The organism is Ideonella oryzae, assembly GCF_024055665.1.
GTDB lineage: Bacteria > Pseudomonadota > Gammaproteobacteria > Burkholderiales > Burkholderiaceae_C > Ideonella > Ideonella oryzae.
On the sequence record NZ_JAMXMC010000012.1, the window covers coordinates 1 to 13,599 of the forward strand.

Consider the following 13,599-nt stretch of genomic DNA (forward strand, 5'->3'; position numbering starts at 1 on the left):
CTGTCCTTGTGAACATCCAAACCGACAAACAGGGTGCTAGATTTGTCCATGGCCCGTCTCCCAGCAATTTGGCAACGCCCCGGCAGCGAGTCCGTCGGGTGCATTGGTGTAGCTCTGCAGGTCCCAGGCCCGCAACTTACGTTCGCGCCTGAGATGGGCCGCTCAGTTTCACGAAGCCATCTTGTCTAGTCGTCGCCAAGTGCCCCAAGTTCACGAAATCCTCGAACTCGATCTACTGACGCTGCGCGAACACACGGAACGCGCAGGCGATCAATTCGACCGGGATCGCTTGCGCCAATCAATCGAGGCTTCGCTCCCCATCTCCGAGGTAGCAGTCGTGCGTCGCCAGGGTGCTCTCGTCGCCTACGCCATGCTTCAGCCTCAAGAGGCGGGCCAGTGGTTTGTCACAGGCTTCAACACTCATCCTGAGCATCGGAGCGCACCAGTGTTCAGGGTGCTCTTCGGCCAGTTCCTGAATATCGCCTCGCGCAGAGGCATCACTTCGCTGCGAAGCAATGTCTACAAGACTAACAGCCTGTCCATGGCTTTCCATGCTCGCCTTGGGTTCCAGGTCACTCGGGAGAATGCAAAGGGAGTGGAGTTCACGGTCAACCTCCCGCAGCTACTGGCAAAGAGCCGTCTGGTAGCGCGGTGACGGCTAGCTCTTCATTCAACGGGACGCCTGTCGGTGTCCGTCAATTCGAACATTAGCCCGTATGACCTGCATCCTGCGTTTGTCAGCTCCCAACATTGAGCATCGACTAGCTGCGATTCGCTTTCAGCCGTACCGACTACAGCACGGCTCGGCCCATTTCAAGGTGAGTGATCGTGAATTCGGAGACTTGCCCGGCCAAGTGCAGGATGCGCTGGAGTTCTTGCGAGAGCACTCACAGGATCTTCAGTCAATGATGGCGCCAGGCGCGAGTGGCTCCCTCGATTTTGCTGTGCATATTCCGAGCCAGGGCTTCGTCACCAATTCATTTCCCGCGTCACTCGTTTCACTCGCTGGTGGGCTGGGCTTGGGGCTCGATCTGTCGGCTTATCCTGGGGAGGGGAGCCATGCGGTCTAACAGGTCGCTGGACGCGGATACGCAGCGGCATTACGTCGCAAGGCGTGCGCTGGAGCATACGCCCGGCGGCGCAATGCCGCTACGCGCCGGACAACTTCAACGTTGGCCTCAAGGGCCGGAGCTTCCCCGGATCAGCCACTTCCCGGAGTGTTAATTGCTAAAGAGAACAACCATAGCGATGGCTGTGCTTGCAACAGCGTGCGCTGCAAGTGCAGGAGATCTGCCGCTATCGCCGGCACAAGTCGAGCAAGTCACCGGCCAGACTGGCTTGACGACAAAGCCGGCGAAGTACGACAAGCTGGGTACGAACTTCGTGAACCCTCACGGCGCAACCGTCATCACGCTGAAGGTGGGAACGTCCAGCTTGTATGAAACCTGGAAGGCTCAGCCCGCGATGAACGACCAAGCTCCCGTTCAAGGAGTCGGCGAGGACGCGGTGGCGTCGAAGAAGGGGCGGTACGTCTGCTTCAAGAAGGGATCACTCGGTGCTTGCGTGGTCGGCTCCATTGACTTCCCTGGCAAGCCCACATTGGTGAGCGACGAACAGTTGCTCCAGCTTGCCAAGCTTGCGGCAAAGTAGGTTGCAGGGCACACGGTTGAGGCTGTAGCCGACCCCGTTTGCAGCCTTGAGCCGACACGACGGCCTCATATGCGCCGCGCTGCTGATCTCACTCGGATTCCTTCCTTCGCAAGCCGGGGTGCGCTGCCCAGAATCGATCCTCGATGAACGAGGAATCAGGGGCCGCCACATGAACTTTCAGCAATTGCGTGCCGTGCGGGAAACCGCCCGCCAGGGCTACAACCTGACCACGGTGGCCCAGGTGCTGCACACCTCGCAGCCCGGCGTGAGCCGGCAGATCCGCGAGCTGGAGGATGAGCTGGGGCTCACGCTGTTCAACCGGGCCGGCAAGCGCCTGACCGGGCTGACGGCGCCGGGCGAGCGCATGCTGCCCATCGTGGAACGGATGCTCTCGCATGCCGAGTCGCTCAAGCGTGCCGGCCGCGACCATGTGAAGACCATGTCCGGCCAACTGACGATTGCCACCACCCACTCGCAGGCCCGCTATGCGCTGCCGGGTGCGGTGATGGCCTTCCGCGCCCTGCACCCCGAGGTGTCGCTGCGCCTGCACCAGGGCTCGCCCGAGCAGGTGGCCCGCCTGCTGAAGGACCGCCAGGCGGATGTGGGCATCGCCACCGAGGCGCTGTCGCGCCACCCACAGTTGCTGACACTGGCCTGCTACACCTGGACCCACCTGGTGGTGGTGCCCAAGGGCCACCCGCTGGACGACGGCCGACCGCTGACCCTGGCCCGCCTGGCCCGCCAACCGCTGATCACCTACGAGCTGGGCTACACCGGCCGCGGCCACATCGACCAGGCCTTCCACCAGGCCGGCATCCGCCCGCAGATGGCCATCGAGGCCACCGATGCGGACGTGATCAAGACCTATGTCGGCCTGGGGCTGGGCGTGGGCATCATCGCCGCCATCGCCTACCAGCCTGAGAAGGACACCGGCCTGGTGGCGCTGGACGCCCGCCACCTGTTCTCGCCCAACCTCACCCGCTTGGCGGTGCGCCGTGGCGAGACGCTGCGCGAGCTGGTCTACGAATTCATCCGCGCCTTCGCCCCACCGCTGACCCGCGAGGTGGTGCAGGCCGAACTGGCGCGCGCAGAACCCGCCCCCCGAGACACCCCCCACCTGACCGAGGCCACGACATGAGCACCCTGACGGAAGAACGCCCGGTGGCGCCAGCGCCCGCCAACCCCGATCCCCTGGACGCCATCGTCCAATCCCTGCGGGAAGTCCGCCTGGCCTGGCGCGAGGCCAATGGCCGCGCCCGCGAGCCCGCCGGCCGTGAGCTGCCCTCCGAGGACACCCTGGCCCATGTGCTGGAGGACTTGGGCGGCGTGCTGTTCCCGATGCGGCTGGGCCCACCCGAACTGCGGCCGCAGGAAGAGGACCGGCATGTGAGCCAGACGCTGCGTCAGACCCTGCTGTTCATGGAAGGCCTGATGCGCCTGGAGCTGCAGTACGACGCCCGCGTGCGGGGGGCCGAACTCACCGAAGGCCCCCACGTCGCCGAGCTGGCACGCCAACGCGCACGCGACTTTGCGGGCACCCTGCCCATGGTCCGGGCCGAACTGGACGCCGATCTGGCCGCCTCCTTTCACCAGGAAAGCGGCGTGCGCAGCATGGACGAGATGCTGCTGTGGCACCCGGGCATGCGGGCCCTGCTGGTGCACCGCCTGGCCCACCGGCTGCACCAGGCCGGCCTGCCGCTGCTGGCCCGCATGGCCTCGGAGCTCGCGCGGGTGCGCACCGGCATCGACATCCACCCGGCCGCCCGCGTGGGCCCGGGCTGCGCGCTGCAGAGGGCCACCGGCGTGGTGATCCCGGAAGACGCGGTGATCCTGCCGGGTGCGCTGATCGACGGCCACCGTTCGCTCACGGGCTGGCAGGCCGCCTGACTCTACGCTCCCCACCATGAACAACGCCCGGCCGAGGCCGGGCGTTGTTCGTTGTGGGACGGTGGTGCTTCAGGCGGCAGCGGCCCAGGCCTCGTCCAGCAGCGCGGCACGCCGGGCCAGCAGGCTGCTGGCGGCCTGCTGGGCATGCACGCGCAGCTCGGGAATGGCGATGGCCTCCCAGTGCTGGGCCTTGAGCATGGGGCCGACGTAGTAGAGGTCCTCCACCGGCACACCGCAACAGTCCAGCGGGCGGTGTTCGGCATCCACCAGCAGACCCAGGCCCAGAGCATCGGCGCTGAGCAGGCCACGCTCGCGCAGCTCGGCCAGCAGCGGGTCGCGGGCATCGCGCAGCCGTCCGGACGGGCCGGTGCAGTTGACAACGGCCTGCACCTGCAGGGTCTGGGCGACACCACCGCCCCGCGGCTGCACCGTCACACGCCAGCCCGTGCCATCCTCGGCGGGCTGGACGCCCGCCAGGCGGCCCGTCCAGGACAGCAGTCCGCCAGCCGCCCGGTCATCCTGCAGGCGCTGCCACAGTGCCGGCGCCATGCGGTGGCGGTGGGTGTCCCACCAGGGCTGAAGATGGCGCAGGAACTGCTGGCGGTCGCGCAGCGACAGGCGCTGCCACAGACGCGGCGTGCCGGCGCGCAGACTGGCCATCACGTCGCGCCAGTCCAGGCCCTCGGCCTCGGCCTCACGCACCCAGGCGCGCACCTCGGCCAGCGCGGCGCGCGGATGCAGATCGGCCCCCAGCCGCGCCACCGGCTGCAGGCCCGGGCGCGGGCGAGCCTCGGCCACGCGGTGAGGTTGCGGCATCTGGCCGCGCCGCGACACCAGGTGGATGCGGCCGCGGTGCCCGCGGTCGCGCAACTCGATGATCAGGTCCACCGCGGTGAGGCCGCTGCCCACCAGCAGCACCTCGGCATCGGGCGCCGGCGCCCAGTCGGCCGGCCGCTGCCAGGGGTCGGGCCAGAAGCCCGGGGCCTGCCAGTCGCCCCCGAGACCCAGGGACGGCGCCTGCGGCGGCAGATGGCCGGTGGCCAGCAGCACCTGCGCGGCCTGGCCGGTGCGGCCATCGTCCGTCTCCAGGTGCCAGCCGTGGTGCAGGCGGCGCAGGCTGCGCAGACCGCTCAGCCCGGTCTGCACCCGCACCCCGCGAGCACGTGCCGCGGCCAGGCCCTGGTCCCACTGCGCCTGCAGGTAGTCGGCCATCCAGCAACGGGGCACGAAATCGGCCGGCTGCACCTCACGGCCGGCGGCCACCAGCCAGCGGGCAAAACCGCCCTCGTCCTGTGGGTCCCAGCCGAGCCGGCCGGCCGGCACATTCAGCAGGTGGCTGTCGCAGGCCGTGCCATAGGCCACGCCGCGCCCGGGCTGCGGCTCGCGCCCCAGCACGCACAGGGTGCCCCCCGCGGGCAGCGCCCGCATCAGCTGCAGGCCCACGGCCACGCCGCTGAACCCGGTTCCCGCGATGGCTATCGCGTCTTCAGCGCCCCAATCCATGTGAGCTCCTCATCCAAGCCGACAGCACCCGATGCGCTGCCTCGATGGGGGCGATGCTGACCGCGCTGGCGGGCTTTGAGAACGCAGATCGGTGCATAAGCTCAGATCCGGATGGCATAAAGCCAACTTCCATCGGCCAAGGTGGCCGACGCAGGTGAGCAATGGAGACTAATCCGACCTGCTGATGCGTGAACGTGAGGCGACTCCCAACATCGAGGCGCAGTTTCGACGATCCCGCTCACGTTCTTGCCAAAGAAAATCACCATGACCAACACGCCGTCGCTGCTGACTGCAGCCTGTCTTGCGCTGTCGTCCTCCCTCGCCCTGCCGGCGCAAGCCGAAAGCTACAAATTCGAGGTGCTTCCTACGCTCGGCAGCCCCGCCACGGGCGCCCTCTCCATTGCCAACAACAATTGGGTGGCTGGCAACTCGTCCGTGTCCGGGGCCAGCGTTGCCACCCTGTGGAAGAAGAAAAAGCCGCTCAACTACCAACCCGATGGCTTCTCCTCGACCGAGGCCCTTGGCCTCAATGCCGCGGGCGATGTCGTTGGCTGGGGCAAGATGGACAACAACCTCTACGCGCTCCATTGGCAGCATGGCAAGTACCGCACCCTGCCGGCTTTGCCAGGAAGCCCCTACCCTTTGCTGGCCACCGCTGTCAACGAGGCCGGCCAGATCGCCGGCGTATCCGGTGACCACGCGGTGCTCTGGAGCGGTGACACCGTCACGTCGCTGGACGGAAGCGGCCAAGGTTCCCTGGGCACGCCCACCGGCATCAACGCGGCCGGCACGGTGGTGGGAAATGTGGTCGTGTATTCCTCGGGTCTCGGCGCGGCGAAATGGACAGGCGGGCAAACCGTGCGACTGCGCATGAGCGGTCTGTACAGCAAGGCCAATGGCATCAACGACGCCGACCGCGCCGTGGGCTGCAGCAACCTGAGCGACGACACCATCACCCTGCATGCGACCCGTTGGGACGGCACCGCCGGCACGGTGTTGGCCGACCTCAGTCCCAGTCTCTATTCGAGCAGCTGCGCCAATGCCATCAACAATGCTGATGTGATCGTGGGCTACAGCGCCGGCGTGGCGGCGCGCTGGACCGGCGACACGGTGGTCGACCTGAACCTGCTGCTGACGCAGGCCGTGCGCAATCAGGGCTGGCAGCTCGATGACGCCACCGGCATCAACAACGCGGGCCTCATCGTTGGCCATGCACACAACACGGTCACTGGCGAATCCGTGTTCTACAAATTGACGCCCAAGCAGTGAACCCGCTGGCCAGAGGCCCCGAAGCACTGTTGGCACCGAGCGAAATTCGAGCGAAAGGCCCTGCGGCCTCGTGATGCCTTGCGACTTGGGCCGGAGACGGCCCAAGTCCCTTTGATCATCTGTCACTTGCCATGGACAAAGTCACGTCCTATAGTGAACCAAATGGTTCAGCATTTGACGACACACCTGAACGCCTCGTTCGCCGCCCTGTCAGACGCCACCCGGCGCGGCGTGTTGGAACAGCTCGGGCGGGGTAACGCGTCCATCTCGGAACTGGCCGACAGGTTCCACATGACGCTGACAGGCATGAAGAAGCACGTGGGCGTCCTGGAGCAGGCGGGGCTGGTCACGACCGAGAAGGTGGGACGGGTGCGGACCTGCCGGCTGGGCCTGCGCCGGCTGGAGGAAGAGGCCAAGTGGATTGAGCAGTACCGACAGCTGTGGGATGCCCGCTTTGACGGGCTGGACCACGTCGTTCAGGCACTCAAACGCAAGGAGACAGACGATGACCGAAGCACGAGATAGCAGCGCCAGCCAGGCCCAGGGCCGTTCAACGGTGGAGCGGGCGTCAGATCGCGAGATGGTGGTGACGCGGACCGTCCGAGGGCCGGCGCATCTGGTGTTCCAGGCGTGGACGCAGGCGGCGCTGTTCCAGCGCTGGTGGGTGCCCCAGTCGCTGGGCATGACCCTGCTGTCCTGCGACATGGACGTCCGTGTGGGCGGGACATACCGCCTCGTGTTCCAGTTCGCCCCGGAACCCTTGGTGTTTCACGGCCGATACCTCGAGGTGGTGCCCGACGCGCGCCTGGTCTGGACCAACGAAGAGGCCTTCGGCAGCGGGCAGGTCACCACAGTCACCTTCGAGGAACAGGCGGGCGAGACGCGGGTCGTGGTGCGTGAACTCTATCCGTCGAAGGACACGCTCGACGCCGCCATCGGCGCGGGCAGCACCAGCGGCGACATGCAGGAGACCTTCGATCAGCTCGAGGCGCTGCTGCCCACGCTCAGTTCATGAGCCTGTCGTGCCGCCCTGCAGCACCCGCTGCAGCACGCGGTCTTCCAGCGCAGCAAAGTCGGCGTGGCCGCGTGGGCGAGGCCGGGGCAGCGCCACCGCCTCGTCGAAGGCCACATGCCGGTCCTCGATCAGCAGCACCCGGTCGGCCAGGGCCACGGCCTCGCCCACGTCGTGGGTGACCAGCACCGCGGTGAAGCCCTGGGCCCGCCACAGCCGCTCGATCAGTTGGTGCATCTCGATGCGGGTCAGCGCGTCCAGCGCACCCAGCGGCTCGTCCAGCAGCAGGAGGCGCGGGCGGTGCACCAGGGCGCGGGCCAGGGCCACGCGCTGACGCTGGCCGCCGGAAAGCACCCAGGGCCAGTCGTGGGCCCGCTCGGCCAGGCCGACGGCCGCCAACGCGGCCAGGGCCTGTTCACGGGCCTGACGCCCACTCAAGCCCAGGGCCACGTTGTCCAGCACGCGCTTCCAGGGCAGCAGGCGGGCGTCCTGGTACATCAGCCGCACATCGGGTGACAGCCGGTTGCCAGCCAACTGGCCGTCAAAGCGCAACTCGCCCGCGTCACTGGCTTCCAGCGCCGCCAGGTGGCGCAGCAGCGTGCTCTTGCCGCAACCGCTGCGGCCGACGATGGCGACGAACTCGCCCGGCGCGATGTCCAGGTCCACGTCCTGCAGCACGGTGCGCTCACCGTAGCGCTTGCTCAGGCCGCGCAGGCTCACGGCCAGACCGGTCTTGTCTGCGGGTGCTGCCACGGCCACCGGCGGCAGGGTGACGTGGGCCTCGGCGCCCACCCAGTCGGTCCAGGTGCCGCCCAGGCTGGCCGAAGCCAGGCTCGATTCGAAGTAGGCCATGCGGCGTCTCCTTGGGTCTGTGGTGAAAGGTTCAGGCCAGAGCACGGCGCGAGGGATGCCAGCGCAGCCACCAGGCCTCCAGGCCGCGGGCCAGCAGGTCGGCACCCTTGCCCAGCAGGGCATAGAGCAGGATGCCCACCAGCACCACGTCGGTCTGCAGGAACTCGCGGGCGTTCATCGTCATGTAGCCGATGCCGGCCTGGGCCGAGATGGTCTCGGCCACGATCAGCAGCACCCAGGTCAACCCCAGCGAAAAGCGCAGGCCCACCAGGATGGACGGCAACGCCCCGGGCAGGATGACCTGGCGGTACAGCGCCCAGCCGGACAGGCCGTAGCTGCGCGCCATCTCAATCAGCGCCGGATCGACCGAGCGGATGCCATGGAAGGTGTTGAGGTAGATCGGGAAGAACACGCCCACCGCGACCAGGAAGAGCTTGGCGCTCTCGTCGATGCCGAACCACAGAATGACCAGCGGGATCAACGCCAGCGCCGGGATGTTGCGCAGCATCTGCAGGCTGGTGTCCAGCAGGGTCTCCAGCGGCCGCAGCGTGCCGGTGAGCAGGCCCAGCACCAGACCCACGCCGCCGCCCAGCGCCAACCCGCCCAGGGCGCGGCCGGTGCTCACCGCCACATGGTGGCCCAGCTCGCCCGAGAGCAGCAGGCTCCAGAAGGCCTGCAGCACCGCATCCGGCGCGGGGAGCACGCGCGAGGCCAGCCAGCCCATGCGGGACGCCAGCTCCCAGACGGCCAGCAGGATCAGCGGCAACAGCCAGGGCAACAAGCCTGCGCCCGCGCGGCGCCAGGCATTCGACGGCGTGGAAGCGGCCATGGCGTGCGCCTCCTCAGCTCGCGGCACGTGCCAGGGTGGGCTCGTTGCCCGGCACGTGCGTGTTGGCCACGATCTCGCCGAAGGGGCCCGTCAGCGCCGGCTGGGTGAGCTTGTCGCGCAGCGACAGCGGCAGCAGCGGGAAGACCAGCTCGGCGAAGCGGTAGGCCTCTTCCAGGTGCGGGTAACCCGACAGGATGAAGTACTCCAGGCCCAGGTCCGCGTATTCCTTCAGGCGGGCCGCCACCTGCTCGGGGCTGCCGACCAGGGCCGTGCCCGCGCCGCCGCGCACCAGGCCCACGCCGGCCCAGAGATTGGGGGACACCTCCAGGCCTTCACGCACGTTCTCAGGGTTGAAATGACCGCCGTGCAGCGCGGCCATGCGGCGCTGGCCCTCGGAATCCATCTTGGCAAAGGTCTGCTGGGCCTTGACCACCACGGCCGGGTCCAGGTGCGACAGCAGATCCGCCGCAGCGGCCCAGGCCTTCTCCTCGGTCTCGCGCACGATGACATGCAGGCGGATGCCGAACTTCAGCGTGCGGCCATGCCGGGCGGCACGGGTGCGGATGTCAGCCACCTTCTCGGCCACGGCCGCGGGTGGCTCGCCCCAGGTCAGGTAGGTGTCGAGCTGCTGGGCCGCCAGTTCATGGGCCTCGGGTGAGGAGCCACCGAAGAACAGCGGCGGGTACGGTGCCTGCACCGGCGGGTAGAGCAGGCGCGCGCCTTGGACCTTCAGGTGGCGGCCGTCGAAGTCCAGCGGCTCGCCGCGGTGGCTGCGCGCCAGGATCTCGCGCCAGATGGTCAGGAACTCGGTGGCCTCCTTGTAGCGCTCGGCATGCGAGAGGAACTGTCCATCACCGGCCAGCTCGGCCGGGTCGCCGCCGGTGACCAGGTTGACCAGCAGCCGGCCGCCGGAGAGCCGGTCGAAGGTGGCGGCAATGCGCGCGTACTGGGCTGGCGTGATGAGGCCCGGACGCAGTGCGACGAGGAACTTGAGCCGGCGGGTGGCGTCGATCAGGCTGGTGGCCACGGTCCACGGATCCTCGCAGGAACGGCCGGTGGGGATCAGCACGCCCTCGTAGCCCAGGGTGTCGGCCGCCACGGCCACCTGCTTGAAGTAGCCCAGGTCGGCCTGCCGGCCGCCCAGCGCGGTGCCCAGGTAGCGGCTGTCGCCGTGGGTGGGGATGAACCAGAGAATCTTCATGGTGTGCGCCTCACGTCACCGCGCCTTGGCGGACGGCAGGGCGTCGGCCACGCGGATGGGTTTGGGGATGAGCTTGAGCTGGGCGAAGGCGTCGGCCACCTTCTGCTGCTCGGCCGCCACGGCGGGCGTCACCGGCTGCACGTTGAACTGGTAGCGGTGCAGGCTCTCGCGCACGATGCCCACGTCCAGCCCCTGCAGGGGGGCGATCAACTTGGCGGCTTCGTCCAGATGGGTCTTGATCCAGCGGCCCTGCTGCACCGTGTCCTCGAACAGGGCCTGGATGACCGCCGGGTGCTGCTGCGCGAAGCGGCGCTCGGCCAGGTAGAACTGGTAGTTGGACACCACGCCCCGGCCATCGGCCAGGATGCGCGCGCCGATCTGCTGCTCGGCCGCCGCCAGGAAGGGATCCCAGACCAGCCAGGCGTCCACCGCGCCGCGCTCGAAGGCCGCCCGGGCGTCGGCCGGTGGCAGGAAGACCGGCTGGATGTCGCTGTAGGCCAGACCGGCCTTCTCCAGCAGCTTGAGCAGCAGGTAGTGGACGTTGGAGCCGCGGTTGAGCGCGACCTTCCTGCCCTTGAGGTCCGCCACCGTCTTCAGCGGCGAGGCCTTGGGCACGACCAGCCCTTCGGCCTCGGGCGCAGCAGGCTCATAGCCGATGTAGACGAACTGCGCGCCAGCGGCCTGGGCGAAGATGGGCGGCGCCTCGCCGACGAAGCCGACGTCGATCGAACCGACGTTCAGCCCCTCCAGCAATTGCGGCCCGGCCGGAAATTCGACCCACTGCAGGCCAAAGCCCAGCGGGGCCAGGCGCTTTTCCAGCGTGCCCTGCGATTTCTGCAAGGTGAGCAAGCTGGCGGATTTCTGGAAGCCGATGCGCAGCTTCTGGCCGGCCGGCTGGGCCCACAGCGCGCCACTGCCCAGGGCAGCGGCGCCGGCCAGCCCACGTTGGAGCCAGGCACGGCGGGAGACGTTGAAGGAACGACGGAAAACGGAAAAGGACATGGGAACCCCGTACTGCTGAATGCCGCGAGGCTCAGGCCGCCAGGGCCAGGGCGGGGGTGTCGGCGGTCAGCGGTGCCAGGGCGCGGGCCAGGCGCTGCAGCACGGCGTCGGCTGGCTGGTGGCCTTGCTCGCCGCGCACGAACTGGGCGTCCTCGGCGTAGACCACGTCCAGGATGTGGCGGGCGCCCAGGGCCGACAGCACGGGTTTGAGCGCGTAGTCCAGCGCCAGCAGGTGGGCGATGCTGCCGCCGGTGCCCAGCACCAGCACCTGCTTGCCCTCCAGTCCGTCCTGCGGCAGCAGATCCAGGAAGGCCTTGAGCACGCCGCTGTAGGCGGCCTTGTAGATGGGGGTGGCCACGACGACCACGTCGGCGGCCTGCACGGCCTCGACAGCGGCGACCAGCGAGGGGTCGCGAAATTCGGCACGCAGAATGGCCTGGGCGGGCAGTTCGGCCACCTCGATCAGGCGGCTGTGACCGCCAATGGCCTCCAGCTGGGCCAGGGCCTGGCGCAGCAGCGCCGTGGAACGGGAGGGGCGGGTCGGGCTGCCCGCAATGCCGACGATGTTCATGGTGAAGTCCGTGTTGTCAGATCAACAGGCTTCACCTTAGCCAGCCGCTGGGGCGCGACCAACGAAGGAAATCCGTTTTGGATATCCGGTCCGCGCTCAGTGGGGCGCTGGACCCTTCACCCGCGCCGTGGGCGCGGGTGGATCAGCTGCCGGGGCTCGGCGCGAGAAGCGTCAGGCCCCGGAGACAGCCAACGATCAGTAGCTGCGACGCTGGAAGCCGCCGCGGTTGCCACCGCCGCCGAAGCCGCCGGCCGGGCGCTCTTCACGGGGACGGGCCACGTTGACGACCATCTCGCGGCCACCGAAGGACTCACCGTTCATGCCGCGGATGGCGGCCTGGGCTTCATCGCCCGAGCTCATTTCCACGAAGCCGAAGCCCTTGGAGCGGCCGCTGTCGCGGTCCATCATGACCTTGGCCGAGGTGACTTGGCCGAAAGCCGAGAAATGTTGTTGCAGGTCGTCGTCGCCCATGGAATAGGGCAGATTGCCGACGTAGAGCTTGTTGTCCATGATGGACCCTTTCAGAGAAGCCGCGTGTTCAGGATCGCCCGCTGCGGCAGCACGTGGCAATCAATGTGGCCCAAACGAGCCGTGTTCGTCAGAACTTCCGACGCCGGGGCGCCGAAGGCGCGCCGCCGCTGCGGGGTTCCAGGTGACGGAAGGTGATGCGCCCCTTGTTCAGGTCGTAGGGCGAGAGTTCCAGCGACACCTTGTCGCCAGCCAGGATGCGGATGTGGTGCTTGCGCATCTTGCCGCCGGTGTAGGCCACCAGGCTGTGGCCGTTTTCCAGCGTCACGCGAAAGCGCGAGTCCGGCAGGACTTCGTCCACCTGGCCACGCATTTCGATGAGTTCTTCTTTGGTCATCTGTGATCCTTGTGCAAGAACGTGCCGGGCTGCCGCTCAGGCCGGCAACGCGGGTTGACGCAGGTATTCCAGGCCCTGCGCCATCGCGTAACGCGAAGCAGCACGGTGCGTGGAAAACAGGGGAGTGAACCGGAAAACCCGGTCATGGGAGGCGGAACCTGTGCCACTGCGGATGGACAGGGACGCTGCAAAGTGACCGGTGTCGGTCTGTTGGGTCATCGGGGACAGGACATACCTGCCCACGGTGCGGATCTGGGGAGAAGCAGAAATCAATGGAATCGTGTCACCGGCCTGCAGGGCTCGGCGCAAAAGGCCTGGCGGTTGTCGCCAGTACCGGAGGAAAGAAGATCAGGATCCTGAGCCTGGATGAACCGCCAGAGGCGGGGCGTCAGGACCGTTGAACCAGACGAAGCTTGCCTGGGTTTGCCAAGTGACCGCGTGAGATGGATCCAACCTGGGGGAGCCGCCTTGCACACAGTGTGTGAGGCACACGAGGTGCCGGCGGGCTCAAAGCTGCGGAGGTAAGCGAAACTGCAGCTAACCCTGCGAGTTTACCCGATTTTTAGAGGAAAGGGGATCTTTCGTGATGGCGGCCCGCCAATAATCCATCGTCACAGCGTCTTTGTATACTGACCCCCAGTATCAAGGAGCCCCCCCATGCCGCATTCGCCCGCCGAGCGCAAACGCGTCGTCACCCGCCTTCGCCGCATCAAGGGCCAGGCCGAGGCGCTGGAGCGCGCGGTCGAGGCCGGCACCGAATGCGTGGACCTGCTGCAGCAGCTGGCCGCGCTGCGCGGCGCCACCTACGGCCTGATGGCCGACGTGCTGGAAAGCCACATGCGGGAGACCTTCGGCTCCGCGGTGATCCAGCCCACCGACGCCCCGACCCAGGACGCCGAGGTGGACCACATGGTCCGCATGCTGCGCTCCTTCCTCCGCTGACCTCCCACCGACCTCC

General features: G+C 67.8%; 17 protein-coding genes. 9 read left to right on the top strand and 8 right to left on the bottom strand.

Features of this window, described 5'->3' with window-relative positions; all coding sequences use genetic code 11:
• The first annotated feature begins 199 nt into the window (after positions 1-199).
• From M0L44_RS18440 to M0L44_RS18460, 5 genes are all read left to right on the top strand, one after another.
• The gene (locus M0L44_RS18440) at positions 200-655 is read left to right on the top strand and encodes a GNAT family N-acetyltransferase (RefSeq protein WP_252771447.1); all 456 of its coding nucleotides are present in this window, start codon (positions 200-202) and stop codon (positions 653-655) included.
• Positions 656-716: 61 nt separating this feature from the next.
• Positions 717-1,070: a hypothetical protein gene (locus tag M0L44_RS18445; protein ID WP_252771449.1), complete on the top strand. Its 354-nt coding sequence runs from the start codon at positions 717-719 to the stop codon at positions 1,068-1,070.
• 178 nt (positions 1,071-1,248) lie between these two features.
• Positions 1,249-1,650, top strand: a complete 402-nt coding sequence (locus M0L44_RS18450) for a hypothetical protein (protein WP_252771451.1) — start codon at positions 1,249-1,251, stop codon at positions 1,648-1,650.
• 169 nt (positions 1,651-1,819) lie between these two features.
• Positions 1,820-2,788 carry a CysB family HTH-type transcriptional regulator gene (locus M0L44_RS18455; RefSeq protein ID WP_252771453.1) on the top strand — a complete coding sequence of 323 codons (969 nt, stop codon included), beginning with the start codon at positions 1,820-1,822 and terminating at the stop codon, positions 2,786-2,788.
• Positions 2,785-3,537: a serine O-acetyltransferase gene (locus M0L44_RS18460; RefSeq protein WP_252771455.1), complete on the top strand. Its 753-nt coding sequence runs from the start codon at positions 2,785-2,787 to the stop codon at positions 3,535-3,537. The genes M0L44_RS18455 and M0L44_RS18460 overlap by 4 nt, the downstream gene beginning before the upstream one ends.
• Before the next feature lie 69 nt (positions 3,538-3,606).
• Here M0L44_RS18460 and M0L44_RS18465 read toward each other — a convergent pair whose 3' ends face one another.
• Complete coding sequence (locus tag M0L44_RS18465; protein WP_252771457.1) at positions 3,607-5,040, bottom strand: FAD/NAD(P)-binding protein; 1,434 nt, start codon at positions 5,038-5,040, stop codon at positions 3,607-3,609.
• A gap of 264 nt (positions 5,041-5,304) precedes the next feature.
• Here M0L44_RS18465 and M0L44_RS18470 point away from each other — a divergent pair, with 264 nt between their 5' ends.
• The 3 genes from M0L44_RS18470 to M0L44_RS18480 all read left to right on the top strand — a co-directional run bounded on the left by M0L44_RS18470 (position 5,305) and on the right by M0L44_RS18480 (position 7,324).
• Positions 5,305-6,309, top strand: coding sequence for a DUF3466 family protein (locus M0L44_RS18470; protein WP_252771459.1), 1,005 nt, complete (start codon positions 5,305-5,307; stop codon positions 6,307-6,309).
• A gap of 174 nt (positions 6,310-6,483) precedes the next feature.
• Entirely contained in the window at positions 6,484-6,834 is a 351-nt protein-coding gene (locus tag M0L44_RS18475; protein ID WP_252771461.1) for an ArsR/SmtB family transcription factor, read from the top strand.
• Positions 6,815-7,324 carry an SRPBCC domain-containing protein gene (locus M0L44_RS18480; protein ID WP_252771463.1) on the top strand — a complete coding sequence of 170 codons (510 nt, stop codon included), beginning with the start codon at positions 6,815-6,817 and terminating at the stop codon, positions 7,322-7,324. Before M0L44_RS18475 ends, M0L44_RS18480 begins: the two co-directional genes overlap by 20 nt.
• Here the strand turns inward: M0L44_RS18480 and M0L44_RS18485 are convergent.
• The 7 genes from M0L44_RS18485 to infA form a co-directional block, all read right to left on the bottom strand.
• The gene (locus M0L44_RS18485) at positions 7,319-8,173 is read right to left on the bottom strand and encodes an ATP-binding cassette domain-containing protein (RefSeq protein WP_252771465.1); all 855 of its coding nucleotides are present in this window, start codon (positions 8,171-8,173) and stop codon (positions 7,319-7,321) included. The genes M0L44_RS18480 and M0L44_RS18485 overlap by 6 nt on opposite strands.
• Before the next feature lie 31 nt (positions 8,174-8,204).
• Positions 8,205-9,002 (bottom strand): aliphatic sulfonate ABC transporter permease SsuC, encoded by a 798-nt coding sequence (gene ssuC / locus M0L44_RS18490; protein ID WP_252771467.1) that lies wholly within the window; start codon positions 9,000-9,002, stop codon positions 8,205-8,207.
• A gap of 13 nt (positions 9,003-9,015) precedes the next feature.
• On the bottom strand, positions 9,016-10,203 hold the full coding sequence (gene ssuD, locus M0L44_RS18495; RefSeq protein WP_252771468.1) for an FMNH2-dependent alkanesulfonate monooxygenase: 1,188 nt from the start codon (positions 10,201-10,203) through the stop codon (positions 9,016-9,018).
• A 15-nt stretch (positions 10,204-10,218) separates the two neighbouring features.
• Positions 10,219-11,205: a sulfonate ABC transporter substrate-binding protein gene (locus M0L44_RS18500; RefSeq protein ID WP_252771470.1), complete on the bottom strand. Its 987-nt coding sequence runs from the start codon at positions 11,203-11,205 to the stop codon at positions 10,219-10,221.
• Positions 11,206-11,236: 31 nt separating this feature from the next.
• Positions 11,237-11,776, bottom strand: coding sequence for an NADPH-dependent FMN reductase (ssuE, locus tag M0L44_RS18505; protein WP_252771472.1), 540 nt, complete (start codon positions 11,774-11,776; stop codon positions 11,237-11,239).
• A 195-nt stretch (positions 11,777-11,971) separates the two neighbouring features.
• Positions 11,972-12,286, bottom strand: coding sequence for an RNA-binding regulator (gene rbp, locus M0L44_RS18510; RefSeq protein WP_252771475.1), 315 nt, complete (start codon positions 12,284-12,286; stop codon positions 11,972-11,974).
• Between the two features lie 88 nt (positions 12,287-12,374).
• Positions 12,375-12,641 carry a translation initiation factor IF-1 gene (gene infA / locus M0L44_RS18515; protein WP_252771483.1) on the bottom strand — a complete coding sequence of 89 codons (267 nt, stop codon included), beginning with the start codon at positions 12,639-12,641 and terminating at the stop codon, positions 12,375-12,377.
• 657 nt (positions 12,642-13,298) lie between these two features.
• Here infA and M0L44_RS18525 point away from each other — a divergent pair.
• Positions 13,299-13,583 (top strand): metal/formaldehyde-sensitive transcriptional repressor, encoded by a 285-nt coding sequence (locus M0L44_RS18525; RefSeq protein ID WP_252771486.1) that lies wholly within the window; start codon positions 13,299-13,301, stop codon positions 13,581-13,583.
• The last annotated feature ends 16 nt before the right edge of the window (positions 13,584-13,599 follow it).

Excerpts from the sequence above, each read along its gene's own strand:
- M0L44_RS18450 (WP_252771451.1), top strand. The coding sequence starts at position 1,249 with ATGGCTGTGCTTGCAACAGCGTGCGCTGCAAGTGCAGGAGATCTGCCG.
- M0L44_RS18500 (WP_252771470.1), bottom strand. The coding sequence starts at position 11,205 with ATGTCCTTTTCCGTTTTCCGTCGTTCCTTCAACGTCTCCCGCCGTGCC.
- M0L44_RS18465 (WP_252771457.1), bottom strand. The coding sequence starts at position 5,040 with ATGGATTGGGGCGCTGAAGACGCGATAGCCATCGCGGGAACCGGGTTC.
- M0L44_RS18525 (WP_252771486.1), top strand. The coding sequence starts at position 13,299 with ATGCCGCATTCGCCCGCCGAGCGCAAACGCGTCGTCACCCGCCTTCGC.
- M0L44_RS18445 (WP_252771449.1), top strand. The coding sequence starts at position 717 with ATGACCTGCATCCTGCGTTTGTCAGCTCCCAACATTGAGCATCGACTA.
- ssuE (WP_252771472.1), bottom strand. The coding sequence starts at position 11,776 with ATGAACATCGTCGGCATTGCGGGCAGCCCGACCCGCCCCTCCCGTTCC.
- M0L44_RS18460 (WP_252771455.1), top strand. The coding sequence starts at position 2,785 with ATGAGCACCCTGACGGAAGAACGCCCGGTGGCGCCAGCGCCCGCCAAC.
- ssuC (WP_252771467.1), bottom strand. The coding sequence starts at position 9,002 with ATGGCCGCTTCCACGCCGTCGAATGCCTGGCGCCGCGCGGGCGCAGGC.
- M0L44_RS18485 (WP_252771465.1), bottom strand. The coding sequence starts at position 8,173 with ATGGCCTACTTCGAATCGAGCCTGGCTTCGGCCAGCCTGGGCGGCACC.
- ssuD (WP_252771468.1), bottom strand. The coding sequence starts at position 10,203 with ATGAAGATTCTCTGGTTCATCCCCACCCACGGCGACAGCCGCTACCTG.
- M0L44_RS18480 (WP_252771463.1), top strand. The coding sequence starts at position 6,815 with ATGACCGAAGCACGAGATAGCAGCGCCAGCCAGGCCCAGGGCCGTTCA.
- rbp (WP_252771475.1), bottom strand. The coding sequence starts at position 12,286 with ATGGACAACAAGCTCTACGTCGGCAATCTGCCCTATTCCATGGGCGAC.
- M0L44_RS18470 (WP_252771459.1), top strand. The coding sequence starts at position 5,305 with ATGACCAACACGCCGTCGCTGCTGACTGCAGCCTGTCTTGCGCTGTCG.
- infA (WP_252771483.1), bottom strand. The coding sequence starts at position 12,641 with ATGACCAAAGAAGAACTCATCGAAATGCGTGGCCAGGTGGACGAAGTC.
- M0L44_RS18455 (WP_252771453.1), top strand. The coding sequence starts at position 1,820 with ATGAACTTTCAGCAATTGCGTGCCGTGCGGGAAACCGCCCGCCAGGGC.